Source organism: Mycobacterium sp. 852002-51961_SCH5331710 (assembly GCF_001665535.1).
In the GTDB taxonomy this organism is placed as follows: domain Bacteria; phylum Actinomycetota; class Actinomycetes; order Mycobacteriales; family Mycobacteriaceae; genus Mycobacterium.
Window position 1 is genome coordinate 193,193 of sequence record NZ_LZSQ01000123.1, and the last position, 24,539, is coordinate 217,731.

28 protein-coding genes are annotated in these 24,539 nt (G+C 67.1%); 15 read left to right on the plus strand and 13 right to left on the minus strand.

What is annotated here, in order from left to right:
* Genes A5752_RS23925 through A5752_RS23935 form a run of 3 tightly spaced genes read left to right on the plus strand, consistent with a single transcriptional unit; the run spans nt 1 to nt 2,606 of the window.
* Nucleotides 1–1,011: a 3-oxoacyl-ACP synthase III family protein gene (locus tag A5752_RS23925; RefSeq protein ID WP_067091105.1), complete on the plus strand. Its 1,011-nt coding sequence runs from the start codon at nt 1–3 to the stop codon at nt 1,009–1,011.
* Nucleotides 1,011–2,045 carry a pyridoxal phosphate-dependent aminotransferase gene (locus tag A5752_RS23930; protein WP_067091513.1) on the plus strand — a complete coding sequence of 345 codons (1,035 nt, stop codon included), beginning with the start codon at nt 1,011–1,013 and terminating at the stop codon, nt 2,043–2,045. The genes A5752_RS23925 and A5752_RS23930 overlap by 1 nt, the downstream gene beginning before the upstream one ends.
* Nucleotides 2,046–2,084: 39 nt before the next feature.
* Nucleotides 2,085–2,606: a MarR family winged helix-turn-helix transcriptional regulator gene (locus tag A5752_RS23935; RefSeq protein WP_067091108.1), complete on the plus strand. Its 522-nt coding sequence runs from the start codon at nt 2,085–2,087 to the stop codon at nt 2,604–2,606.
* A 13-nt stretch (nt 2,607–2,619) separates the two neighbouring features.
* Here the strand turns inward: A5752_RS23935 and A5752_RS23940 are convergent, their stop codons facing one another.
* Nucleotides 2,620–3,573: an NmrA/HSCARG family protein gene (locus A5752_RS23940; protein ID WP_231983495.1), complete on the minus strand. Its 954-nt coding sequence runs from the start codon at nt 3,571–3,573 to the stop codon at nt 2,620–2,622.
* Nucleotides 3,574–3,661: 88 nt separating this feature from the next.
* On the opposite strand from A5752_RS23940, the gene A5752_RS23945 reads away from it, so the two are divergent.
* On the plus strand, nt 3,662–4,138 hold the full coding sequence (locus A5752_RS23945; RefSeq protein ID WP_067091113.1) for a MarR family winged helix-turn-helix transcriptional regulator: 477 nt from the start codon (nt 3,662–3,664) through the stop codon (nt 4,136–4,138).
* A 6-nt stretch (nt 4,139–4,144) separates the two neighbouring features.
* On the opposite strand, the gene A5752_RS23950 is transcribed toward A5752_RS23945, so the two are convergent.
* Nucleotides 4,145–5,383, minus strand: a complete 1,239-nt coding sequence (locus A5752_RS23950; protein ID WP_067091116.1) for a GAF domain-containing sensor histidine kinase — start codon at nt 5,381–5,383, stop codon at nt 4,145–4,147.
* On the minus strand, nt 5,380–6,042 hold the full coding sequence (locus A5752_RS23955; protein WP_067091118.1) for a response regulator: 663 nt from the start codon (nt 6,040–6,042) through the stop codon (nt 5,380–5,382). The genes A5752_RS23950 and A5752_RS23955 overlap by 4 nt, the downstream gene beginning before the upstream one ends.
* Nucleotides 6,043–6,167: 125 nt before the next feature.
* Here A5752_RS23955 and A5752_RS23960 point away from each other — a divergent pair, with 125 nt between their 5' ends.
* Nucleotides 6,168–6,968: an HAD hydrolase-like protein gene (locus tag A5752_RS23960; RefSeq protein ID WP_067091121.1), complete on the plus strand. Its 801-nt coding sequence runs from the start codon at nt 6,168–6,170 to the stop codon at nt 6,966–6,968.
* Nucleotides 6,969–7,096: 128 nt separating this feature from the next.
* Complete coding sequence (locus A5752_RS23965; protein ID WP_067091124.1) at nt 7,097–7,783, plus strand: nitroreductase family protein; 687 nt, start codon at nt 7,097–7,099, stop codon at nt 7,781–7,783.
* Here A5752_RS23965 and mmsB read toward each other — a convergent pair whose 3' ends face one another.
* From mmsB to A5752_RS23990, 5 genes are all read right to left on the minus strand, one after another.
* Complete coding sequence (gene mmsB, locus A5752_RS23970) at nt 7,784–8,659, minus strand: 3-hydroxyisobutyrate dehydrogenase (protein ID WP_067091126.1); 876 nt, start codon at nt 8,657–8,659, stop codon at nt 7,784–7,786.
* Between the two features lie 18 nt (nt 8,660–8,677).
* A complete protein-coding gene (locus A5752_RS23975) occupies nt 8,678–9,844 on the minus strand; it encodes an acyl-CoA dehydrogenase family protein (RefSeq protein WP_067091129.1) in 1,167 nt (388 codons plus the stop codon).
* Nucleotides 9,845–9,864: 20 nt separating this feature from the next.
* Nucleotides 9,865–11,385: a CoA-acylating methylmalonate-semialdehyde dehydrogenase gene (locus tag A5752_RS23980; protein ID WP_067091132.1), complete on the minus strand. Its 1,521-nt coding sequence runs from the start codon at nt 11,383–11,385 to the stop codon at nt 9,865–9,867.
* 89 nt (nt 11,386–11,474) lie between these two features.
* Complete coding sequence (locus tag A5752_RS23985; protein WP_067091133.1) at nt 11,475–12,968, minus strand: catalase; 1,494 nt, start codon at nt 12,966–12,968, stop codon at nt 11,475–11,477.
* A 24-nt stretch (nt 12,969–12,992) separates the two neighbouring features.
* Entirely contained in the window at nt 12,993–13,418 is a 426-nt protein-coding gene (locus A5752_RS23990) for a Fur family transcriptional regulator (RefSeq protein ID WP_067091136.1), read from the minus strand.
* A 119-nt stretch (nt 13,419–13,537) separates the two neighbouring features.
* Here A5752_RS23990 and A5752_RS23995 point away from each other — a divergent pair, with 119 nt between their 5' ends.
* Complete coding sequence (locus A5752_RS23995; protein WP_231983496.1) at nt 13,538–14,011, plus strand: MarR family winged helix-turn-helix transcriptional regulator; 474 nt, start codon at nt 13,538–13,540, stop codon at nt 14,009–14,011.
* Between the two features lie 22 nt (nt 14,012–14,033).
* Here A5752_RS23995 and A5752_RS24000 read toward each other — a convergent pair whose 3' ends face one another.
* From A5752_RS24000 to A5752_RS24015, 4 genes are read right to left on the minus strand one after another with little or no spacing between them, the layout of a single operon-like run.
* Nucleotides 14,034–14,876 (minus strand): LLM class F420-dependent oxidoreductase, encoded by an 843-nt coding sequence (locus A5752_RS24000; RefSeq protein WP_067091141.1) that lies wholly within the window; start codon nt 14,874–14,876, stop codon nt 14,034–14,036.
* A 21-nt stretch (nt 14,877–14,897) separates the two neighbouring features.
* Nucleotides 14,898–15,743, minus strand: coding sequence for an LLM class F420-dependent oxidoreductase (locus tag A5752_RS24005; RefSeq protein ID WP_067091144.1), 846 nt, complete (start codon nt 15,741–15,743; stop codon nt 14,898–14,900).
* A gap of 38 nt (nt 15,744–15,781) precedes the next feature.
* Complete coding sequence (locus tag A5752_RS24010) at nt 15,782–17,275, minus strand: ATP-binding protein (protein ID WP_067091147.1); 1,494 nt, start codon at nt 17,273–17,275, stop codon at nt 15,782–15,784.
* Nucleotides 17,275–18,942 carry an NAD(P)/FAD-dependent oxidoreductase gene (locus A5752_RS24015; protein ID WP_067091149.1) on the minus strand — a complete coding sequence of 556 codons (1,668 nt, stop codon included), beginning with the start codon at nt 18,940–18,942 and terminating at the stop codon, nt 17,275–17,277. The genes A5752_RS24010 and A5752_RS24015 overlap by 1 nt, the downstream gene beginning before the upstream one ends.
* Nucleotides 18,943–19,223: 281 nt before the next feature.
* On the opposite strand from A5752_RS24015, the gene infA reads away from it, so the two are divergent.
* The 8 genes from infA to truA all read left to right on the plus strand — a co-directional run bounded on the left by infA (nt 19,224) and on the right by truA (nt 23,842).
* The gene (infA, locus tag A5752_RS24020) at nt 19,224–19,445 is read left to right on the plus strand and encodes a translation initiation factor IF-1 (RefSeq protein ID WP_003418601.1); all 222 of its coding nucleotides are present in this window, start codon (nt 19,224–19,226) and stop codon (nt 19,443–19,445) included.
* Between the two features lie 30 nt (nt 19,446–19,475).
* Nucleotides 19,476–19,589: a 50S ribosomal protein L36 gene (gene rpmJ / locus A5752_RS27280; RefSeq protein WP_003879483.1), complete on the plus strand. Its 114-nt coding sequence runs from the start codon at nt 19,476–19,478 to the stop codon at nt 19,587–19,589.
* A gap of 181 nt (nt 19,590–19,770) precedes the next feature.
* Complete coding sequence (gene rpsM / locus A5752_RS24025; protein WP_064345640.1) at nt 19,771–20,145, plus strand: 30S ribosomal protein S13; 375 nt, start codon at nt 19,771–19,773, stop codon at nt 20,143–20,145.
* A gap of 4 nt (nt 20,146–20,149) precedes the next feature.
* On the plus strand, nt 20,150–20,563 hold the full coding sequence (gene rpsK, locus A5752_RS24030) for a 30S ribosomal protein S11 (RefSeq protein ID WP_067091152.1): 414 nt from the start codon (nt 20,150–20,152) through the stop codon (nt 20,561–20,563).
* Nucleotides 20,564–20,584: 21 nt separating this feature from the next.
* Nucleotides 20,585–21,190 carry a 30S ribosomal protein S4 gene (rpsD, locus tag A5752_RS24035; protein ID WP_064413278.1) on the plus strand — a complete coding sequence of 202 codons (606 nt, stop codon included), beginning with the start codon at nt 20,585–20,587 and terminating at the stop codon, nt 21,188–21,190.
* Between the two features lie 74 nt (nt 21,191–21,264).
* Nucleotides 21,265–22,317, plus strand: coding sequence for a DNA-directed RNA polymerase subunit alpha (locus A5752_RS24040; protein WP_067091154.1), 1,053 nt, complete (start codon nt 21,265–21,267; stop codon nt 22,315–22,317).
* Between the two features lie 60 nt (nt 22,318–22,377).
* Entirely contained in the window at nt 22,378–22,965 is a 588-nt protein-coding gene (rplQ, locus tag A5752_RS24045) for a 50S ribosomal protein L17 (RefSeq protein WP_067091158.1), read from the plus strand.
* Nucleotides 22,966–22,972: 7 nt separating this feature from the next.
* On the plus strand, nt 22,973–23,842 hold the full coding sequence (gene truA / locus A5752_RS24050; protein ID WP_067091161.1) for a tRNA pseudouridine(38-40) synthase TruA: 870 nt from the start codon (nt 22,973–22,975) through the stop codon (nt 23,840–23,842).
* Here truA and A5752_RS24055 read toward each other — a convergent pair.
* Nucleotides 23,839–24,495 (minus strand): cutinase family protein, encoded by a 657-nt coding sequence (locus A5752_RS24055; protein WP_082964037.1) that lies wholly within the window; start codon nt 24,493–24,495, stop codon nt 23,839–23,841. The two genes, truA and A5752_RS24055, sit on opposite strands and share 4 nt — an antisense overlap.
* Nucleotides 24,496–24,539 lie beyond the last annotated feature (44 nt).

Here is a 24,539-nt window from a genome sequence, read left to right on the forward strand (position 1 = left end):
ATGACCGTCAGCCTTCTCGACGTCTCGACGTACCTGCCCGGCGAACCGATCGGCGCCGAATACTATGCGCAGTTCGCCGAATCCGACGACCTGCGGGACAACCTGATGTTCCGCGCACCGCGATTCCGCCACCACGTAGCCCCCGACGAGACCGCCGTGGACATGGTCGAGCGTGCGGCCGCGGGCCTGATCGAACGTCACGGCCAGGATGCGGTCGCGGGCGCGGACGTGTTGATCACCCACACGCAGATGCCCGATGTGCCGTTCTACGGAGGCGGCGGCGCCATGGCGCACCGGCTGGGCATGAAACCGTCGTGGGTGCTCGATCTGCACAACGGCGGCTGCGCGGCGTTCGTGCTCGGCCTTCAGGTGGCGCGGCAGCTGTTGTCGTCCGGCGCCGGCCGCACGGCGCTGATCGCCGTCGCGCAGAACGCCGCCGGGCAGGCTTTCGACCAGCCGGGGGTCCGGCGCAAGGCGCAGGCGGCGGTGCCCGGCGACGGTGCGGCCGTCGGCCTCGTCGCATTGTCCGAGCAGTCGCCGATACTCGATGTCGAATGCCGTACGTACGGAGAGTTCGCCGGCGATATGACGGTCACCTCCGATCCGCCGCGAAAATGGTGGCAGCCCGGCCCAGGCGAGGGCTACATCGGCTTCACCGAGGGCAAGATCACCAAGGTGCTGGCGCGGGGCAACCGGCAGGTTCCCGAGGTGTCGTACGCCGTGTGCGACCGCATCGGAATCAAGCCACCCGACCTCGACGTGCTCGTCACCAATCAGCCGAACCGGGTGTTTCTGCGCAACTGGCGTGAAGCGCTCGAACTTCCCGCCGACCGTCACGTCGACACGTTCGACGAGTGCGGCAACCTGTTCGGCGCGGGCATTCCGATCAATCTGGATCGCGCGATCGGCACTGGCACGCTCAAGTCGGGTGACGTTGTCCTGATGGCCGCGTTCGCTCATGCCGGTGACTTCGCAGGCGCGGCCGCTGTGCGGTGGGGCGGCCGCGGCTGATGGCGGCCCCAAGGCACAGCGGTGCGCAGGCCGTCGGCGCGCTACCCACCGCCCTGGACCCGACGGCGTTGTCGCTCAACGAGAATCCGTTTCCGCCGCTGCCCTCCGTGCGATCAGCGTTGACGGCCTCGATCGAGGCGGCCAACCGGTATCCGGAGTACCTACCCGAGCGGCTGCGTTCGTTGATCGCCGATCGGATGGGTCTGTGCGACGAGCAGGTCGTCATCGGGGCCGGTGCGACCGGTGTGATCATGCAGGTGCTGCATGCGGTGACGAGCCCAGGCGACACCATGGTGGTGGCCTCGCCGACGTTCGACGGATATCCGATCTTCGCGCAGATGGCGCGTCTCCGATCCGTCACCGTTCCGCTGGACGCGCACGGTCACCACGATCTCGACGCGATGGCGTCGGCCGCAACCGATGCCGGCGTCGTGGTGGTGTGCCGCCCGCACAATCCGACGGGAACCGTCGAACCCGCCGCCGACCTCGAGCGGTTCCTGCGGAGGGTGTCGCCGGATACCGTGGTGCTCCTCGACGAGGCTTACGCCGAGTTCTTGGCGCCGGAATGCCGGATCGACGCCGTGGATCTGGTGACGCGCTACCCCAATGTCGTGGTGCTACGGACGTTCTCGAAGGCGTACGGGTTGGCCGGACTGCGTATCGGTTACGGCTTCTGCGCACCTCGGCTCGCCCGACGGCTGTGGACCATGCAGTTGCCGTTCGGCGTGGCGATCACGGCGTTCGTCGCGGTGGCGGCGTCCTTCGACGCGGAAGCCGAGCTGTACCAACGCATCCGGATGATCACCAGCGAGCGTCGCTACCTGCGCATGCGGTTGCGGTCGATGGGCGTGTACAGCACCGAGAGCAACGCCAACTTCGTGTACGTACCGGACCGCGGCCGAGATTGGGGACCGGCATTCGCGTCAACGGGGGTGCGTGTCCGGCAGTACGCCGACGGCGGTGTGCGCATCACCGTGGGCGATCGCCGGTCGACGCGCGCCGTGGTTGCGGCGGTGGCTGAGGCGCTGCGCTGAAATCTGCGGACCACGTCGAGCGATGCGGTATGAAGGGGCGTGGCCCCTGAACCGTCACGACCGCCGCCGCAGGACGACCGTGACCCGATCGCGCTGGCCCGCGCCAATTGGGAGCGCTCGGGTTGGGGGGATGTCGCCGACGGCATGGTGGCGGTGACGTCGGTGATGCGGGCCCACCAGATCCTGCTGGCCCGCGTCGAAAGCGCACTTCGCCCCTACGACCTGAGCTTCTCGCGCTTCGAGCTGCTGAGGTTGCTGGCGTTCACCCGTAACGGCGCACTGCCGATCACCAAGGCGTCCGACCGGCTGCAGGTCCACGTCACCAGCGTCACGCACGCGATCCGACGGCTCGAGGCCGACGGTCTGGTCGAGCGGATTCCCCATCCGACCGACGGCCGGACCACGCTAGTGCAGATCACCGACCTCGGCCGCTCGACGGTCGAGGACGCCACGGTGACGTTGAACAACGAGGTCTTCGCCGACATCGGTATGTCGGCCGCCGAGTCGCGGGCGCTGGCCGACTCGATCCAGACTCTGCGCCGCAACTCCGGGGACTTCTAGGTTCGGTCGGTGCTCACGCTTTCTGGCGCGCCACCCAGTCGCGGAACGACTGCAGATCGGGGTTGAGCGTCCGCACGAAGTTTAGATCGCGCACCGCGATGAACCGCTCGGAATCCTCGGCGTAGTACTGGAACATGTTGGCTATCTCTACTGCACCGGGAAAGCCCAGCGCGCGCAATGCGTCCCAGGACTGGGGACGATAGAGCACCGGTTCGCCGTGCAGCGCCGAAAGTTCCGCGGCGAACTGCTCGCCGGTCAACTGGTCACCCGCGATGCTCACCGTCTCGCCGATGAATTCCGCCCCGCGCTTGAAGATGCCCAGCGCGGTCCGGCCGATGTCCTGCACGGCGATCGCGGCCATCGGCCGGTCCGCCATGGGCAGCGTGAGCACGAGTTCGCCGCTGTCGGCGCGCACCGGTTGCAGGTCCGCGGTGAACCCCTCGTAGAACCCGGCGGTGCGCAGGAACGTCGTCGGCACACCGAGTTCAGTGAACAAGCCGTCCGCCTCGGCCTTGGCGTCGAAGTGCGGCACCTTGTACCGTCCCTCGACCGTCGGCACCCGGTCGTCGTCACCGAAGTGGTCACGGGTGTCCTCGAGCGTCGACCAGACGACGTGTGCCACGCCGGCGGACTTCGCCGCGCGGGCGGCCGTTTCAGCTTGGCGTAGTTCGGATTCCGCGCGGCTGCGTGCGGCCTCCTCCTGCGCCGTCCGGTCCGCCCAGTAGTTGGTGACGACGAACGCCGCCGAGGCGCCGTCGAACGCGCGCTCCAGGCTGGCGGTGTCGTAGAGGTCGGCCTCGACCACTTCCGCGCCAGCGTCGGCCAGCTGTTTGGCCTGCGGCGACTGCGGGTTGCGCGTTATCGCGCGCGCCCGGAACTGCCGGTCCGGATCGGCGAGGATCGCTCGGGCCAGCCCTCCGCCCTGCTTGCCGGTGGCCCCCACCACGGTGATCACTTGCTGCGACATGGTCATCTCCTTTTAGGTTGATACGTCAACCCAATCCAGAGTAGCGTAGCGGGTTGATATGTCAACCCAATTGGGTAGGATCGGAAACATGGCTGGTAAAGGGCGGCTGTCGCAGGAAGAACTGGACGCCTGGCGTGCGTTCGTCGCGATGCGCCACGGGCTGGAGCGTCACCTGGTGGCCCACCTGCAGCGGGATTTCGGGTTGTCGGACTCCGATTTCGAGATCCTGGTCAACCTATCCGAAGCGCCGAAGGGTCGGATGCGGGCGTATGAACTGGGCAGGGCCACGCATTGGGAGAAGACCCGGTTGTCGCATCACCTGCGCCGGATGGAGAAGCGCGGGATGATCCGCCGCGAAGACTCGGGTGCTCGCTATCCGGACATCGTGCTGACCGAGGCCGGGCGTGACGCGATCAAGGCGTCGGCACCCGCAAATGCCGCGCGGGTGCGGGAGTTGTTCATCGACGTGCTCGGCCCGAAACGGCTGGCGGCGATTCGCGAGATGTCCGAAGACGTGATCGCCGCGATCGAGGAGCATCGGGCCAAGGACTGCACTTTGGAGTGATCGGCCCTAGTCCGGCACCGACGGCAGCGGGATGGTCGCCGTCACCGCGGTGCCCGCGCCCGGGCGCGACCGGATATTGAGCCGGCCGCCGACGATCTCGGCGCGCTCGGCCATCGACAGCAGGCCGTAGCCGCCCATGTCGTCGCCACCCAGCGGATGCTCGAAAGTGTCGAAACCGATTCCGTCGTCGACGATCTCGAGCCGCGCGACATCGCCGTTGTCACCGGAATCGACGGTGAACATCAGGCGCGCCGATGTCGCCTTGGCGTGTTTGACCACGTTCTGCAGGCACTCCTGGGCGATCCGGTACAGGGCGAGCTCGATGTGGTCGGGCAGCCGGCGCTCGGCGAGGTCGACGTCGATACCGATCTGCGGTATCGACCGGGCGAGGCTGGCCAGACCGCCGGCCAGTCCGAGGTCGTCGAGGACCGGCGGGCGCAGCCCGCTGATCGCCGCCCGCGCCTCCTGAAGCGTCAGGTCGACGAGTTCGCGCGCCTTGCCGAGTTGTTCGGCGACGATCGCGGGGTCGTCGGACCGGGTCGCGGCGTCCAGCCGGTAGGACAGCGTCACCAGCCGTTGTGAGATGCCGTCGTGGATATCGCCTGCGAGACGGCGCCTTTCGAGCTCCTGAGCCTCGATCACCTGCTCGACGAAGTTCTCGTGCGCGCGCTCGCGGGCCACCAGCTGCCGGTGCAGCCGGGCCTGGTGCATGGCGCCCGCGATGAGCCTGCCGATCACCACCAGCAGTTCGACGTCACGGTCGGTGAACTCGCGGCGCTCGACGGTGTGCACGTTGAGCACGCCGACCAGGCCGCCCGGATCGGTCTCCATCGGCACCGACACCATCGACGTGAAATCCGAACCCCGCAGCGACTGGAACGGCATGTAGCGCGGGTCGGACTCCTTGTCCTGCGTGATCACCACGGGTTCGCGGTGACTCGCCACCCAGCCGGAGATGCCTTGTCCCAGCGGCAGTCTGATCTTGCCGATCTCGGCGTCGAAGGGCGGGGTGGCGCCCGCCAGCGTGAGTGAGCGGTCGCTGTCGTCGAGCACGTGGACGAAGCACACATCGCTGGCCGTCGCCGCGGTGATCATCCGCGCGGCCGCGGCGGCCAGCGGTTCGACACCCGGCCCTTTCGATGCCGCCTGGATCAGCTCGCGCAGCAGCGCCAGCTCGCGGTCGGCGGCCAGCGCGTACTGGCTGAGATCGTGCACCGCGTCCGACGAGCCCGGTGTCGTGGTCACTTGAAGATTCCTTCGCGAAGAGCGGTCGCGACGGCGCCAGTGCGGTCGTTGACGCCCAGCTTGCGGTAGATCGAGCTGAGGTGCGTCTTCACTGTCTCGTCGCCGATCACGAGCTTGGCGGCGATAGCCCGGTTCGACAGCCCGTTGACGACGAGCGAGAGGATCTCGCTCTCGCGCTGGGTCAGGCCCTGGCGCGCGCCCGGCCAGAACTCGTCGCGTTGCAGCCGAGCCGCGGTGTCGACGGCCCTGGCCGCCATGCCCGGATCGATGGCGGTTTCGCCGCGGTGCACGAACTCCAGCTGACGGACCAACTCATCGCTGCTGATGCTCTTGAGCAGATAACCGGACGCCCCCACCCGGAGGGCCTGGAACAGGTACTGCTCGTCGTCGTAGACCGAGAGCATGACGATCTTGCGTCCGGCGTTGCGGTGGCGCAGTTCGGCGCACAGGTCCAGCCCGCTCGCCCCCTGCATCCGCACGTCGCACAGGACGATGTCGGGGTCGAGATCGTCGATCACCGCGACCGCGCGTTCGGCACCTACGGCCTGCCCGACGACCTGCACCCGGTCGGAGAACGCCGCCAGCATGGCCTTGAGGCCCTCGATGACCATCTCGTGGTCGTCGACCAGCACAAGACGCACCGGTGGGCTGCTCGGCATCCCCCCACCTTAGAGGCGTCATTTCCCAGGTGAAGCAGGTTGTCGGCGCGTGGCGGGAGGAATCCGCACCGAGGATCCCCCAATTGGGGGAGGCCCAGGCGTGTGATGGCGGCCACTCTTTACCTATGCCGACAACGCAGGAGACGACGTGGCGGGCGGGCCGGTTCTGGTGGGACTGTGCGCCTCCCGGTTCGCGCAGTGCGGCGTGCGGTCTGGTGTTCGACCTCGACGCGTTGACCGACATCGAGATCGACGGCCACCGGGTCGCCTACAACGCCGCCTTCGAGGCGCATGGACTGGATTTCCAGTGGTCGGTGCCGCGCTACCGGCAACTGCTCGCGCTCACCGACGAGCGGCAACGGGTCGCGGCCGAACTGCGCAAGCGCTGCGTGGCCACCGAGGCCGATGTGCTGACCAAGCTGCTGGCTGACGAGATCTACAACACCAAGTCCATGCTGTTCGACGAGCTGATTCTCGAGCGGGACCTGGCCCCGCGCGCCGGCCTCGTCGACTTCGTGATGGACGCCGTCGGCGGCGGTGCGCAGGTGGCCGTCGTGGTGAACGGCCAGCGCGGCTGGGCCGAACCGCTGGTGCGCCAGCTGGTCGGTGAAGGCCTCGTCGAGGTCGTGGTCGCCGCCGAGGACGTCGTCAAACCGATGCCCGATGCGGAGGCCCACCGACACGCGCTGTGGGAGCTCGGCCTGTCCGCCGACGAGGCGTTCGCGATCACCGGCTCGGCGTCGGGACTGCGGGCGGCGAACACCGCCGGAATGCCGACCCTGGTGATCACGGGGGAGGGCACGCCCGAGATCCCGGCTGCGGTCGCGGTGCGGCCGGACTTCGCCGGCGCCGACCCTCTGCGGTTCGCCGATTGCCAGCGCCTGCACGCCAACTGGTCGCGCGGCCGCAAGCAGACGGCCGCCTAGCCGAAGCATTCACCGGAACGACCGCTCCGTTCGGCGCGGTCGGCGGTGAGTCGACGAGGGCTACGGGAAGGTCGCCGAGCATTCGGTGCCAACACTCAACGCTGAGTAGTGCTGAGTAGTTTCGACTCATGGCCGAGATCCCCACCACCGAAGAAGCCCTCGCCCGCCTCGACATGCCGCTGGTCGAGGCGATGATGACCCAACGTGCCGTGCGCCGCGTGCTGCCCGACCCCGTCGACGACGCGGTCGTGCTGAAGTGCATCGAGTTGGCGCTCCGAGCGCCTACCGGATCGAACGGCCAGAACTGGGAATTCATCGTGGTCAAGGACCAGGCCGTCAAGGATCAGCTCGGCAAGCGGTATCGGCAGGCGTGGTCGCTATACGGCGGTATCGGCCGGCGCCTCGCCGCAGGCGACGAATCGATGCAGAAGATCCTGCGGGCCGTGCAATGGCAGGTGGACCACTTCAGCGAGATCCCGGTCCTGGTCGTGCCGTGTCTGCGCGGCGGTATGCGGTTGCCGTACATGCCGTCACCATTTGTGGGCGAGTCGTCGTTCTTCGGATCGATCTATCCCAGCGTGCAGAACCTGCTGCTCGCCGCGCGGGCGATGGGGCTCGGCGCGTCGCTGATCACCCTGCCGCTGTGGAGCGTCACCTCCGCTCGGCGCACCCTGGGGCTGCCCCTGACGGTGACGCCGGTGTGCGTCGTGCCGATGGGCTGGCCGCGTGGACGGTACGGGCCCACCACCCGCAGGCCGGTTGGGCAGGTCACGCACCTCGACCGGTACGGCGAGCGCGCCTGGGCCGACCGGTGATCAGTTGCCGCGCAGCAGCTCGATCACCGCGCTGAAGTCCTTGTCCGCATGGTCGGCGGCGAACTTCTTGTAGATCTCGGCGGCGTGGCTGCCCAGTGGCGCGTTCGAACCCGTCGACTCGACCGCCGCCATGGCCAGCCCGAGGTCCTTGTTCATCAATGCGGTGGCGAAGCCGGGCTTGAAATCGTTGTTGGCCGGTGACGTCGGAACCGGTCCCGGGACAGGGCAATTGGTGTGCACCGACCAGCAGTTGCCGGTGGCGCCGGTGATCACGTCGAACAGGGACTGCGCCGACAGGCCGAGCTTCTCGGCCAGCACGAAGGCCTCACCGATCGCGATCTGCTCCACCGCGAGCACCATGTTGTTGCACAGCTTGGCCGCCTGGCCGGTGCCCGACGGGCCGCAGTGAATGACCTTGCCCGCCAGAGGCTCCAGCACGGGCCTGGCCCGCTCGACGGCGGAATCCTCACCGCCGACCATGAACGCCAGCATGCCCGCGGTCGCGCCCTTCACCCCGCCGGACACCGGGGCGTCGAGTTGTGCGAAGCCACGCTCGAGCGCCTGCTGGTGGATGGACCGCGCATCGTCGACCGAGATCGTCGAGGTGTCGATGAACAGCGCGTCGGTCTTGGCGGCGGGTAGCACCTCGGCGTAGCACGCTTTCACGATGTCGCCGTTGGGCAGCGAGGTGATCACGACCTCGGCGTCGGTGACCGCCTCAGCGCCGCTGTCGATCACCGACACGCCCCGCTCGGCCGCTGCCGATTTCAGCGCGGGCACGGGATCGAACCCGCGGACGGTGTGACCGGCCGCGACCAGGTTGGCCGCCATCGGACCACCCATGTTGCCCAGCCCCAGGAACGCGATCGTCGTCATTCACAAGCCCTTTCAGCGTTATGTGGACGCCCGCACCTTGGCGGCCTGTGACCGCCCGATGACCACGCGCATGATTTCGTTGGTCCCCTCGAGGATCCGGTGCACCCGCAGATCGCGGACGATCTTCTCCAGGCCGTACTCGTTGAGGTAGCCGTAGCCGCCGTGCAACTGCAGCGCCTGATCGGCGACGGTGAAGCAGGACTCGGTGACGTGGAGCTTGGCCATCGCGCACAGCTCGACCTTGTCCGGATGGTTCTCGTCCAGCGCGGTGGCCGCGCGCCACAACAGGTTTCGCGAGGCTTCCAATGCGGTGGCCATATCGGCGAGGGTGAACCGGATGGTGGGCTCGTCGAGCAGCGCGCCGCCGAACGCCTCGCGGTCGCGGACGTAGGCGACGGCCTTGTCGTAGGCGGCCTGGGCGCCACCGAGCGAACAGGCGGCGATGTTGATCCGGCCGCCGTTGAGCCCGTTCATCGCGATGCCGAAGCCGGTGCCGTCACCGTCGACGCCGCCGAGCATCGCGTCGGCCGGGACCCGGACCCCCTCGAAGATCACCTGGGCGGTGGGCTGGGCGTGCCAGCCCATCTTCTCCTCGTCGGCCCCGAAAGTCAGCCCGGGCGTGTCCTTTTCGACGATGAACGTCGAGATGCCGCGCGGGCCGTCGCCGCCGGTGCGTGCCATCACCACGTACAGGTCGGAGGCTCCGGCGCCGGAGATGAACTGCTTGACCCCGTCGAGGACATAGTAGTCGCCCTCACGAACAGCCTTGGTGCGCAACGCGCTCGCATCGGAGCCCGCGCCGGGTTCGGTCAGGCAGTAGCTGGCGATCAGCTCCATCGACGCCAACCGCGGCACCAGGCTCTTGCGCTGTTCGGGGGTGCCGTAGGTGTCGACCATCCACGTGCACATGTTGTGAATGGACAAGAACGCCGCCACCGTTGGATCCGCCGTCGCGAGTTGCTCGAAGATCCGCACGCCGTCCAGCCGGCGCAATCCGCTGCCGCCGACATCCTCGTTGCAGTACACCGCGGCCATGCCCAGCTCGGCGGCCTCACGCAGCACGTCGGTGGGGAAGTGGTGCGTCTTGTCCCACTCCAACGCGAACGGCGCGAGCCGCTTCTCGGCGAACGCGGCCGCCGTCTCGGCGATCACCCGCTCGTCGTCGTCGAGCCCGAAATAGTGCATGCTGCCGGTGGTCTCGTGCGCTACTTCATCGTCGGCAGGACGAACTCAGCGCCGTCCTTGATGCCGGACGGCCACCGCTGCGTGACGGTCTTGGTCTTGGTGTAGAACAGGATCGAATGCGGACCGTGCTGGTTGAGGTCCCCGAAACCGGACCGCTTCCAACCGCCGAAGGTGTGATAGGCGACCGGCACCGGGATCGGAACGTTGACGCCGACCATGCCGACCTGCACGCGGGACACGAAGTCGCGGGCCGCGTCGCCGTCGCGGGTGAAGATCGCGACGCCGTTGCCGTACTCGTGCTCCGAGGGCAGTGCGAGCGCCTCTTCGTAGTCCTTGGCGCGCACGATGCACAACACCGGTCCGAAGATCTCATCGGTGTAGACCGACATGTCGGTGGTGACGTGGTCGAACAGGGTGGGGCCGATGAACCAGCCGTTCTCAAGGCTGTCGTCACCGAATTGCAGTTCGTCACTGGCGCGTTCACGGCCGTCGACCACGATCTCGGCGCCCGCCTCGACACCGGCGTCGATGTAGCCGCGCACGCGCTGAAGCGCTGCTTCGGTCACCAGCGGCCCGTAATCGGCCTTCGGGTCGAGACTGTGGCCCACCCGCAGGTTGTTGATCCGCTCGACGAGCCTGGCCCGCAGGCGATCTGCGGTCTCGTCGCCGACAGGTACCGCGACACTGATCGCCATGCAGCGCTCACCCGCACTGCCGTAGCCGGCGCCGATCAGCGCGTCGACGGCCTGGTCGAGATCGGCATCGGGCATCACGATCATGTGGTTCTTCGCGCCGCCGAAGCACTGCGCGCGCTTTCCGTTTGCCGTCGCGCCCGCATAGATGTACTGCGCGATGTCGGAGCTGCCGACGAAGCCGACGGCCTGAATCGCCGGGTGTTCGAGGATGGCGTCGACGGCTTCCTTATCCCCCTGCACGACCTGGAAGACGCCGGGGGGCAGGCCCGCCTCGAGGAACAGCTCGGCTAGGCGGAGCGGCACCGAGGGGTCACGTTCGGACGGTTTGAGGATGAAGGCGTTGCCGCACGCCAATGCGGGGCCGGCTTTCCAGAGCGGGATCATCGCCGGGAAGTTGAACGGTGTGATGCCCGCGACGACACCTAGCGGCTGTCGCAGCGAGTAGACGTCGATGCCGGGGCCGGCGCCCTCGGTGTATTCCCCCTTGAGCAGGTGCGGGATGCCGACGCTGAACTCGATGACCTCGAGTCCGCGCTGGATGTCGCCGAGCGAGTCGGCGTGGGTTTTGCCGTGCTCGAGAGACAGCAGTCGAGCGAGCTCGTCGGCGTTCTGGTTGACCAGCTCGATGAACTTCATCAGCACGCGCGCGCGGCGCTGGGGGTTCCACGCCGCCCATTCCTTCTGCGCCTTGGCCGCGCCGGCGACCGCCGCGTCGACGTCGGCCGTCGAGGCCATCGACACCTGCGCCTGCACTTCACCGGTGCTGGGGTTGAAGATGTCGGCGGTGCGGCTCGACTGTCCGTTCGTGCGCTTGCCGTCGATGAAATGCGGAACCTGGGTGGTCATGAGCGTGCCCCTCACTGAATAGATAGTTGGATATCCTAGTAATGCGGTGCCAGCCGACGCAAGAGTCGACGCTGGAGCGGTTTTCGTGACTAGGCCTCGCCCATGCCGTCCACCGGTTCGGCCTGTCCACCTGCGCGGACGGCCTTCTCGATGCGAGCGCCGAAATCGGCGTCGATGTTGCGCCAGTACTGCAGCGCCCGATCCAGGACGTCCCCGCTGACGCCGCCGAGCAGGGCCCCGGAGATCGTCTCGACCGCAGCGCTGCGCTGCGGGTCATCCCAGACCTCCCGCACCAGCGTGCCGGCCTGTCCGAAGTCGTCGTCCTCGGAGTGCAGGGCGTACGCCGCGCGCAGCAATTCGCCGTCCGCCTCCCAGCCGTCCTCTGCCGGGCCGGTGGTATCGGCCCAGGGGCGACCGGTGCTGTTGGGTGCATAGACCGCGGAGGCGCCGGAGTGGTGGTAGGTCATCTGCCCGTCGAACAGATAGGTGTTCGTCTCGACGCCCGCGCGGGGCTGGTTGACCGGCAGCTGGTGGAAGTTGGTTCCGATGCGGTTGCGTTGAGCGTCGTTGTAGGCGAAGGCGCGCCCCAGCAACATCTTGTCCGGGGACAGGCCGGTGCCCGGCACGGTGTTGCCGGGGGAGAACGCGGCCTGCTCGATCTGGGCGAAGAAGTTCTCCGGGTTGCGGTTGAGCGTGTAGATGCCGACCGGGATCAACGGATAGTCCGCGTGCGGCCAGACCTTGGTCAGGTCAAAAGGATTGAACCGATAGTCCGCGGCCTCGGTGTAGGGCATCACCTGCACCGAGAGGCGCCAACTCGGATGGTCACCGCGGGCGATGGCCTCGAAGAGGTCGCGCCGATGGAAGTCGGCGTCCTCGCCGGCCATCGTCGCGGCTTCATCGTTGGTGAGGAATTCCATGCCCTGGTGGGTGTGGAAGTGGTACTTGACCCAGAATTTCTCGCCGCCTCCGTTGACCCACATGTACGTATGCGAGCCGTAGCCGTTCATGTGCCGCCAGGTTTTCGGTAAGCCCCGTTGCCCCATCAGGTAGGTGACCTGGTGTGCCGACTCCGGGTTCAGAGTCCAGAAATCCCATTGCATTTGAGCCGAGCGCAGCCCGGAGTCGGGTAACCGCTTCTGGCTTCTGATGAAGTGGGGAAACTTGATCGGGTCGCGCAGGAAGAAGATCGGGGTGTTGTTGCCGACGATGTCGTAGTTGCCCTCGGACGTGTAGAACTTCATCGCATAACCGCGAACGTCACGCCAGGTATCCGGACTGCCCTGTTCGCCGGCGACGGTGGAAAAGCGCACGAGCAAGTCGGTTTCGGCGCCCCTTTGAAACAGCGCCGCCTTCGTGTACTGGCTGACATCTTCGGTCACCTTGAGGACGCCGAACGCGCCGGAGCCCTTGGCGTGGGGGCTGCGTTCGGGCACGCGTTCACGGTTGAAGTGGGCCATCTGCTCCAGGAAATGCACGTCGTGCAGGACGATCGGGCCGCCTGCGCCGACCGTCAACGAGTTGCGGTCGCTGAAGGCGGGGGCGCCGGACCCGGTGGTCGAGCCGGAGGGTGGTGTGGTCATGCCGATCTCCAATCGCGTGGGCTGTTAATTCTTTGGGCTGGCTTGGCATTCGGGGCAGATGCCCCAGAACGTCACTTCGGCTTGCTTGATCAGGTAGCCCGACTCTTCGTCAGGTCGCAGGCAGGGTTTCTCGCCGGTCGCGCATTCGACATCGACGATCTCGCCGCAGGACCGACAGACGAGATGGTGGTGGTTGTCTCCGGTCTCGAGCTCGAAGCGGGCCGGCGAGCCGGCCGGCTCGATACGTCGCAACAGGCCGGCGTCCGTCAACGCATACAACACGTCGTAGACCGCCTGCGTCGACAGCGATCCGATGCGCTTGCGCGCACCCGCGGTGATTGCCTCCACGTCGGCGTGTGGTTGCTCGCTCACCTCGGCCAGCACCGCCACACGCGGTTTCGTCACCCGCAATCCCGACAGTCGCAGGCGGCTCTGCCAGAGGGTCACCATGCACCACCCCTGAAGATTGGATCGACTCAAGTGCCACTCTGCTACGTTGTCTTGCATAGTGCAAGGGTTGCTTTAAGCAATTGATGGTCGGCGGGCTTGCGTCATGCGATACTTGGCGCGTGCCCAGGCAGAAGGCGGACGTAACCAAGACGCCGGTGGAAGAGCTCGTGGCGTTCGAGGCCGCGACGGCGGACCTGGTGGGGGTCGCACTGCGCAGCGTGGACCGAGTGGACGTGTCGCTGCCCCAGTTTCGGTTACTGCTCGTGCTGGCGCAGTCTGGGCCGTCGACATCGTCGGCCTGTGCCGCTGCGCTCGGCGTGGTCGGCTCCTCGGTGACCCGCCTGGCCGACCGGTTGCACGCCCGCGGCTACCTGATGCGCGGCGGGGATCCCGCCAACCGCAGTGTCGTGACCCTGGAGCTGACGGACAAGGGCCGCGATATTGTCCGGCAGGTGACGGCGTACCGCCGTCGTGAGCTGCGGCGGGTGCTCGACCGCATTGACGCCGCCGACCGTGCCGCGTGCGCCACCGTGCTGCGCACCCTCCACGAGCGCTTCGCCAACGACGACCGATACAACGCGCGACCGTTCTGACTCAGCGGAACGCCCGCGACGGTCAGCCCTTCAGGCCCAGCGGGCCCGCCAATTCGGTAAGGGTCGGGATCAGGACGTCCCAGCCGCCGAGCACCTGAATTGCGACATGATCGGCACCGGCGTCGAGGTGCTCGTTGAGTCGCGCGGCGATCGAGTCGGGTGTGCCGTGCGCGACGAGCGCGTCGATCAACCGGTCGCTCCCGGGCTTCTCGACGTCGTCATCGGTGAATCCCAGCCGCTTCCAGTTGTTCAGGTAGTTCGACAGGTTCAGGTAGAAATCGATTGTCTGCCTGCCGATCTCGCGCGACGCCTCGGCGTCGCGGGCCAAAACGACCTTGTGCTCGGGTGCGATGAAGACCGTGGGCCCGAGCAGGTTTCGCGACTCTCCGGTGTGCTGTGGGGTGGTGAGGTACGGGTGCGCCCCCGCGCTGCGCTGCGCCGAGAGCTTCAGCACCTTGGGCCCGAGCGCTGCGACCACCCGGCGACTGGTCGGCACCTTCTTCGCGTCCAACGCGTCGAGGTATTCGACGAGCACGTCGTAGGGCTTGCGGTACTCCTCGGTGTGTTCGGGGTGGCCGATACCGATGCCCAGCAGGAAGCGGCCCGGATAGGCGTCCTCGACGCGGTGATACGCCTCGGCGACCTCGTCGGCCGGCGCCGTCCACACGTTGATGATGCCGGTGGCGACCGTGAGGTTCTCGGTGCGCTCGAGGATGGGCTCGACGTATTCGAGGTTGCCGGCAGGGGATCCGCCGATCCACACCGCGCCGTAGCCGAGTTTCTCGATCTCCACGGCCTGTTCGGGCTTCGGTGCCCCGAACGTCCAGACGCCGTAGCGGCCGAGGTTGGGCTTGAGCTCAGTCATGCGGATCCCTTCGTGGTGACGTCACTTCAGGCCGAGCGGACCCGCCAACTGCGCCAACGCGTCCACCAGCTTGTCCGGTCCGGTGAGCACTTGCACGGGCACGTGGTCGGCGCCCGCGGCGTGATGCTCCTCGAGTCGTGCGGCTATGGCGTCGACGGTGCCATACGCCACCACGGAGTCGACAAGCCGGTCGCCACCCGGCTTCGCTATCTCGTCGTCGGTGAATCCGAGGCGCTTCCAGTTGTTGAGGTAGTTGCGGAGATTGAGGTAGATGTCGAGCGCCTTGCGACCGACCGCACGCGCCTGCTCCGCGTCCCTCGTCAGCACCACCTTGTGTTCCGGCGCGAGGAATGCATCCGCTCCGATGATCTTGCGCGCCTCGGCGGTGTGTTCGGGTGTCGTCAGGTACGGATGCGCGCCGGCGGAGCGTTCGGCGGACAGCTTGAGCACCCGCGGACCCAGCGCGGCGACGACCCGTCGGTCCTTCGGCACCCCGTACTCGTCGAGCTTGTCGAGGTAGTCGGTGAGCGCGTCATACGGTTTGCGGTACTCGGTGTGGGCCTCGGGGTGGCCGACGCCGATGCCCAGCAGGAACCGTCCCGGGTAGGCCTTCTCGATGCGGTGGAACGACTCGCTGACCGGACCGGCTTCGGCGGTCCAGATGTTGACGATGCCGGTGGCGAGCTTGAGGTTGGTGGTCGCTTCGAGAATCGGTTCCACCCAGTCCAACTCGGCCGCGGGGGAGCCACCCGCCCAGATCGCGCCGTATCCGAGGTCTTCGATCGCCCGCAGCTGCTCCGGGGCCAGTCGCTGCCACATGGAGTAGTGGCCGAACGCGCCGTAGGAACCGAGATCGGGTTTCGTCATGTTCGCTCCAACTTCTCGGTGTCGACGGGATATTCCGGCTATCCGGCCGTGACGGGAAGTTCCGTCGGTGTCGGCGCCTCGGGGGCGGGGGCGACCAACGGCAGGTCGATGACGAACCGGGTGTCGCCGGGTGCGGACGTGACCCGGATGTCGCCGTGATGCTTCTCGACGATGATGCGTCGGGCGAGGTCCAGTCCCAGGCCGGTGCCCTGGCCGAACGGTTTGGTGGTGAAGAACGGGGTGAAGATGCGGTCGATGTTCTCTACGGCGATGCCCTGGCCGTCATCGCAGATCTCGACCCGGATCATCTCGTCGGTCACGCGCGACGTACGGATCGTCAATGTGCCCTCGTAGTCCATCGCCTGAATCGCGTTGTCGATGACGTTGGTCCAGACCTCGTTGAGATCGCCTGGGTAGCACAATATTTGAGGCAGCGAGGTGTCCTTCTCCCACACCAGCTTCACCGGCTTGTCCTTGCCGACCTTGTCGCCGAAGATCGTCTTGATCGTGCTGTGGATCAACTCGTGGACGTTGGCGGCCTGGTACTCACTGCGGTCCATCTGGGAGTACTGCTTGGCGCCGGCCAGCAGCGCGGAGATCCGCTTGCTGGCGTCGGCGATCTCGTTCATCCGCAGCTCGGCGTCGATTGTGTACTTCAACCAGCCCAGTGCGCTCTGCAGCGTGGCAGAGCAGTCGACGTCGTCGATCGAGGCCTGTACTCGTTCGAGCCAGTCGAGGTCGAGGCCCGCCTCGACGAACGTCGGCGCGTAATCCCACGCACTGGCGATACCGCGGCTTTCGAGCCAGTCGCCGATCTGCTCCTCGCGGTCGGAGAGCTCCAGCGCGGTGAGCTCCTGCGCCTTCGACTTGGCGACCTGCTCGGCGACCTCGTCCTGAATCCGCACCAGCACCCGCAGCGCTTCCGGGGTGAACTTGCCGTCGGCCAGCATCGCGAGCTTGTGCCGCATCTTGCCGACGCCCTCGCGAAGGTCGGCAACGGCGCGGGCCGCGGCGGCCGCGGGATTGTTGAGCTGATGGGTCAGCCCCGCGGTGATGGTGCCCAGCGCCAGCAGCTTCTCGCGCTGACCGAGGATCTGGCTCTGCCGGCGGCCGCCGACGCGGTGACCCTCGAGCAGGTGCACGGCCATCGGGAACTCCGACTGCATGAACTTCGCGAAGGCGTCGGCGTCGAGGACGAAGAACCGGGACGGCCTCGTGACGCGGACGGAGGCTTCGTAGAGGTGCTCTTCACCCGGGACGTAGGCCGACCAGGCGCCGCAGTACACCCCGCGCTGGGAGGTGCGGCCCGTCTCGATGTCCACCCCGCCCGAGCGCTTGGACATCACCAGTTCACCGTCGAGTAGGACGTAGAAGCACGTCGCGGGGTCGCCCTCGGTGCACACCGGGCCGGGTTCGAACGTCGCGATGTGGCCGTTGTCGCACAGGATCTGCAGTTGCCGGTCGGTGAGCGCCTCGAAGAGGAACAGCGTGCGCAGTTCGTCCGGAAGGCACTCGTGTTTCTTGTCGCCCATCACGCCTCCGCCAGGTATCGGTGCACCAACATCACCGCCATCGACCCTTCGCCGACGGCGGCCGCCACCCTCTTGGCGGATTCGGAACGCACATCTCCTGCAACAAACACACCGGGCACGCTTGTTTCCAGGTGGTGCGGCGGACGATCCAGCGTCCAGCCGGCGACGTTGCGCAGATCGGGCCCGGCGAGGATGAATCCGTGGTCGTCGCGGGCGATGCCGGCCTGTTCGACCCAGTCGGTGCGGGGTTCGGCCCCGATGAAGATGAACATCCGCCCGCAGGTGTGTTCCTCCCGCTCACCGGTTTGCAGGTTCTCCAGGCAGATGCGTTCGAGGTGGCCGTTGCCCTCGACCTTGTGCACGGCGGTGTACGGCAGTTCGCGGATGTTGTCGGTCGCCCTGATCTGCTGGATCAGGTAGTAGGACATCGAGTCCTCCAGCGTGCGGCGGCAGACGATGCTCACCTTCTTCGCCGTGCGCGCCAGGAACATCGCGGCCTGGCCTGCGGAATTCGCGCCGCCGATGACGAAGACCTCCTCGTCCTCGCATTCGGCGGCCACCGACGACGTGGCCCCGTAGTAGACGCCCGCACCGGTCAGGTCGGAGCAGCCCTCGGCGGGCAGCTGGCGGTACTCGACGCCCATCGCGAGGATCACCGCCCGCGTCCCGATCGATCTGCCGTCGGACAGGTGGACGGTGCGTGCGTTGCCGTCGATCTCGAGCGCGCTGACCTCGGCTGCGGTGATGAGCTCGGCCTCGAACTTCTCGGCCTGCCTGCGTGCCCGCTCGGCGAGCTGGGAGCCGGACACGCCGTCGGGAAAGCCCAGGTAGTTCTCGATCCGCGAGCTCTGTCCGGCCTGCCCACCCGTGGCCGTGCGTTCGATCAGCACGGTCTTGAGGCCCTCGGAGGCGCCGTAGACCGCCGCCGCCAGGCCCGCCGGGCCGCCGCCGATGACGACCAGGTCGTAGAAGTCCTCCGCGGGGGTGGTGGACAGGCCGAGCGTCGCGCCGAGTTCGGCGTCGTCGGGCGCGACCAGCGTCTCGCCCTGCTCGGTGATCACCACCGGAAGCGTCAGCCCGTCGAGACCCGCGGCGTCGAGCAGCTGTCTGCCCTTGGGCTCGTCGGCGCGGAACCACGTGTAGTAGAGCCGGTTGCGGGCGAGGAACTCGCGAACCTCCGACGAGCGCGCGTTCCACGGGTGGCCGATGATCTTGGTGTGCGGGATGGCGCGGTCGCCGGTCTCGCGCCACGCCTCGATCAGCGCGTCGATGACCGGGTAGAGCTTCTCCTCCGGCGGGTCCCACGGTTTGAGCAGGTAGTGGTCGAGATCGACGACGTTGATGGCGTCGATTGCGGCATGTGTGTCGGCATATGCGGTCAACAGCACCCGGCGGGCCATCGGGAAGATGTCCATCGCCTCTTCGAGGAATTCGATCCCGCTCATCTGCGGCATCCGGTAGTCGGCGACGAACACGGCGACGGTCTCACCGCGCAGCTTGAGTTCGTTGAGCGTCTCGAGAGCGTCGGGGCCGTTCTCTGCGCGCACGATCCGAAACCCCTCGCCGTAGTGGCGGCGCAGGTCGCGTGCGACGGCACGCGACACCGCCGGGTCGTCGTCCACGCTCAATATGACGGGTTTACGGGGCTGGGGCGAGGGGCCGGTCATCGCGTATAAGTATGCGCCTATCGTCCAGCCGATATCGGGGCGAGATTTCCCGGCTCACCGGGCGCGATGCTGATGGTCGGCGACAGTGGGTGGGGCGGTGCCGGCGCATTTTGGTCATCCGGTGGTCAGCGGGTATTCTTTACCAACGGTGCGGCGACCGCGCCGACTCTTTGCGTGCCCCTGTTCAGGAATTTCTGGCTACTGGCTCACGTTCTGTGGTCGGAGCGTTTGCTGTCCCAGCAGGCGCCAACGATCAGGACACGGAGGATCTCCGAAACACAATGGCCAAGAAAGACGGTGCCATAGAGGTCGAGGGTCGCGTGGTCGAACCCCTGCCCAATGCGATGTTCCGCATTGAGCTGGAGAACGGACACAAGGTCCTTGCCCACATCAGCGGCAAGATGCGGCAGCACTACATCCGCATCCTGCCCGAGGATCGCGTCGTGGTGGAGCTGTCTCCCTACGACCTGTCCCGGGGCCGCATCGTTTACCGGTACAAGTAAAGACACTTCGGAAGAACAGGATCGAACGCCGTGAAGGTGAACCCGAGCGTCAAGCCCATTTGCGATAAGTGCAGGGTGATCCGCCGGCATGGGCGGGTCATGGTGATCTGCTCTGATCCGCGCCACAAGCAGCGCCAAGGCTAGAACGCGCTGCTGCCAGACAACTGAATGACGAAATCCCGGTACCACTGAGCGGATACGCCGCTTGCGATGAGCCGTCAGGCGAAGAGCCAACGACTCTGAACGTCCGGCACGGAGGCCGGACCCCGAGACAGCGGGAACGGACTGGGACAAGACCTCCGCATAGAAGAAGGAACACTGCCTGATGGCACGTCTCGTGGGCGTTGATCTTCCGCGCGATAAGCGCATGGAGATCGCCCTGACCTACATCTACGGCGTCGGCCGTACCCGCTCCCAGGAGATCCTGGACGCCACCGGCATCAGCCGGGACCTGCGCACGAAGGACCTGACCGATGATCAGGTGACCCAGCTGCGCGATTACATCGAAGCGAACCTCAAGGTGGAGGGCGATCTGCGCCGCGAGGTGCAGGCCGACATCCGCCGCAAGATCGAGATCGGCTGCTACCAGGGCCTGCGGCACCGCCGTGGCCTCCCGGTGCGCGGCCAGCGGACCAAGACCAACGCGCGCACCCGCAAGGGCCCGAAGCGCACCATCGCGGGTAAGAAGAAGGCCAGGTAAGTAGATGCCTCCAGCTAAAAAGACGGCCGCCCCCAAGAAGGGTCAGAAGACCCGTCGCCGGGAAAAGAAGAACGTCCCGCACGGCGCCGCACACATCAAGAGCACGTTCAACAACACGATCGTGACCATCACCGACCCGTCGGGCAACGTCATCGCGTGGGCGTCGTCGGGCCACGTGGGCTTCAAGGGCTCGCGTAAGTCGACGCCGTTCGCCGCGCAGCTGGCGGCCGAGAACGCCGCCCGCAAGGCGCAGGAGCACGGCGTGAAGAAGGTCGACGTGTTCGTCAAGGGCCCGGGCTCGGGCCGCGAGACCGCGATCCGGTCGTTGCAGGCCGCCGGCCTCGAGGTCGGCGCGATCGCCGATGTCACGCCGCAGCCGCACAACGGATGCCGTCCGCCGAAGCGGCGCCGGGTCTAGTAGGACGAGGGAGAAACAGACATGGCTCGTTACACCGGACCCGCGACCCGCAAGTCACGCCGCCTCGGCGTCGACCTGGTCGGCGGCGATCAGTCGTTCGAGAAGCGCCCCTACCCGCCCGGCCAGCACGGCCGTGCGCGGATCAAGGAGAGCGAATACCGCCTGCAGTTGCAGGAGAAGCAGAAGGCCCGCTTTTCGTACGGAGTGATGGAGAAGCAGTTCCGTCGCTACTACGAAGAGGCCAACCGTCTGCCGGGCAAGACCGGTGACAACCTGCTGCGCATCCTGGAGAGCCGGCTGGACAACGTCATCTACCGCGCCGGCCTGGCCCGCACCCGCCGGATGGCGCGCCAGCTGGTCAGCCACGGGCACTTCCTGGTCAACGGTGTCAAGGTCGACATCCCGAGCTACCGGGTGTCGCAGTACGACATCATCGACGTGAAGGAAAAGTCGCTCAACACCGATCCGTTCGTGATCGCCCGGGAGACCGCGGGCGAGCGGCCGATTCCGTCCTGGCTGCAGGTCGTCGGTGAGCGTCAGCGCATCCTGGTGCACCAGCTGCCCGAGCGCGCGCAGATCGACGTCCCGCTGTCCGAGCAGCTGATCGTCGAGCTCTACTCGAAGTAGTCTTCCCGCCGCTTGGATGGCGGTAGGGATTTGCGGCATCAAATAGCGGGTGCCGTAGAGGAGGAAAGAAACACATGCTGATTTCTCAGCGACCCACACTGTCCGAAGAGGTCAAGGCCGAGAACCGCTCTCAGTTCGTCATCGAACCCCTGGAGCCCGGTTTCGGTTACACCCTTGGCAATTCGCTTCGGCGCACGCTGCTGTCGTCCATCCCGGGCGCGGCGGTCACCAGCATCCGCATCGACGGGGTGCTGCACGAGTTCACCACGGTGCCCGGTGTCAAGGAAGACGTCACCGACATCATCTTGAACCTCAAGGGCCTGGTCGTCTCGTCGGAAGAGGACGAGCCGGTCACCATGTACCTGCGCAAGCAGGGGCCGGGTGAGGTCACCGCGGGTGACATCGTTCCGCCGGCCGGCGTGACGGTGCACAACCCCGAGATGCACATCGCCACCCTCAACGACAAGGGCAAGCTCGAGGTCGAGCTCGTCGTCGAGCGCGGTCGCGGTTACGTTCCCGCCGTGCAGAACAAGGCCTCCGGCGCCGAGATCGGCCGGATCCCGGTCGATTCGATCTACTCGCCGGTGCTCAAGGTCACCTACAAGGTGGAGGCCACCCGCGTCGAGCAGCGCACCGACTTCGACAAGCTGATCCTCGATGTCGAGACCAAGAATTCGATCACCCCGCGTGACGCGCTCGCCTCGGCGGGTAAGACGCTGGTCGAATTGTTCGGTCTGGCACGGGAACTCAACGTCGAGGCCGAGGGCATCGAGATCGGGCCGTCGCCGGCCGAGGCCGACCACATCGCCAGCTTCGCGCTGCCGATCGACGATCTGGACCTCACGGTGCGGTCGTACAACTGCCTCAAGCGCGAAGGCGTGCACACCGTGGGCGAACTGGTCGCTCGCACGGAGTCCGATCTGCTGGACATCCGCAACTTCGGCCAGAAGTCCATCGACGAGGTGAAGATCAAGCTGCACCAGCTGGGCCTTTCGCTCAAGGACAGCCCCGCCTCGTTCGACCCGTCCGAGGTCGCCGGTTACGACGTCGCCACCGGCACCTGGAACAGCGATGCCGGCTACGACCTGGACGACAACCAGGACTACGCCGAAACCGAACAGCTCTAAGCACAAACCGTCCCGGCCCTACCTGATACGGGGGCCGGCCCCATTTAGGAGATAGTCGCAATGCCCAAGCCCACCAAGGGCCCTCGCCTCGGCGGGTCGTCCTCGCACCAGAAGGCGCTCCTGGCCAACCTGGCCACGTCGCTTTTCGAGCACGGCCGCATCAAGACGACCGAGCCCAAAGCGCGGGCGTTGCGTCCTTACGCGGAGAAGCTCATCACGCACGCCAAGAAGGGCACGCTGCACAACCGGCGCGAGGTGATGAAGAAGATCCGCGACAAGGACATCGTGCATACGCTGTTCGCCGAGATCGGCCCGTTCTTCGCCGACCGTGAGGGCGGCTACACCCGCATCATCAAGGTCGAGAACCGCAAGGGCGACAACGCTCCCATGGCGGTCATCGAGCTGGTGCGGGAGAAGACGGTGACCTCCGAGGCCGACCGTGCCCGCCGGAGCCGCTCCGGCGGAGACATCCAGTCCGGCGCGGCGGGCTCGAAGACCGAGCAGCCGGTCGCGGCGGCAGCCGCGCCGCAGGCCGCGGTCGAGCCGGAGGCCGCCGAGGGTCCCACCGAGGACGAGTCGGTCGAGGAGGCCAAGGCCGAGTCCTCGGAAGTCGAGGCCGAAGCCGACAAGGATGACGACAAGTCCTGAGGACGCCATGAGCGGGCCCGCCATCGATTCCGGTGGCGGGCTCGTTCGTCTTCGGCTCGACATCGCCTACGACGGAACCGAATTCGCGGGTTGGGCCGTTCAGGCCGGACAGCGCACGGTCGCCGGCGTCATCGACGAGGCGCTGTCGACGGTGTTCCGCACTCCGGTGGTGACCCGCGCGGCGGGACGCACCGACACCGGGGTGCACGCGACCGGACAGGTCGCCCACGTCGACGTGCCGGAAGACGCCCTGGCGCACGCGTATCCGCGTACACCGCGGCCCGGCGACGGCGAGTTCCTGCCGTTGGTGCGTCGCCTCGGGCGGTTCCTGCCGGCCGATGTCCGCGTGCTGCAGATCGCGCGTGCCGCCCCTGGTTTCGACGCCCGGTTCTCCGCGCTGCGCAGGCACTACGTGTATCGGCTGTCGACGGCGCCGTACGGTGTCGAACCGCACGAGGCACGTTACGTGACCGCCTGGCCGCGTCCGCTCGACGTGGAGGCGATGACCGAGGCGTCCCGGAAACTATTGGGGCTGCACGATTTCGCCGCCTTCTGCCGGCACCGCGAGGGTGCCACCACCATCCGTGACCTGCAGCGGCTGGACTGGTCGAGCGAGGGCACCCGGGTCACCGCGCACGTCACCGCCGATGCGTTCTGCTGGTCGATGGTCCGCTCCCTCGTCGGGGCGCTGCTGGCGGTCGGTGAACACCGCCGCGAACCCGATTGGTGCGCGGGGCTGTTGACGGCCGAGCGACGGTCCAGCGAATTCGCGTCGGCGCCGCCGCAGGGGTTGACGCTCGTCAGTGTGGACTATCCGCCCGACGATCAACTCGAGGCCAGGACCAAGGTGACCCGCGACCTGCGGGTCGTCGACTAGATACGCCCCGCGATGAAGTCGGCCGCCTGGTTGACCATGCCTGCGTTGACGTACGCCCTCGCGGCGTGGTCGGGCCAGTTGCCCTCCCAGGTCTTGGGCTCGGCGGGGTTGCAGATCGGGTCGGCACCGTGGCACAGCTCGATGGTGCGCTCGCGGTAGAGCGGGCTGAAATTCGTGATCGGGCCGACCCACGCCGCGCCGTTGCCGAACAGCGCGACCGCGGCGATGTGGGTGTCCATGCCCTGGGGCAGCGGCTTCTTGAACCCGAACGCGGCGATCGGCGCGGCCAGCACGACGTCGGTCACCGCGGCGCCCAGGGAGTACCCACCGAGCACCAGCCGGGTGTCGGGGCACCGGGCCGCCATGTCTTGGATCCGTGAACTCATGTCATTGGCGCCGATGTCGACCTCGGTGTCGGCCGGGTACTGCACGGAGTAGAGACTGATGTTCTTGCTGGTCTTGCTGCGCAGCGCGCTGATGAGCGCGTTGCCGATCACGCCGGCACCGGGTGCTTCGGTGCGGCCGCGCGCGAAGATCAGCTCGACAGGCGGGCACGACTGTGCGGCTGCGACGGGCACGAGCCCCGGGCTGCCTTGCGGCACAGGCGCGATCAGACCCGCTACGGCGAGTGCGAGCGCTCCGGCGAGCAGCATCCCCCGGCGTCCCCAACAGCGAACAAGATCGTTTAGCACCTCGC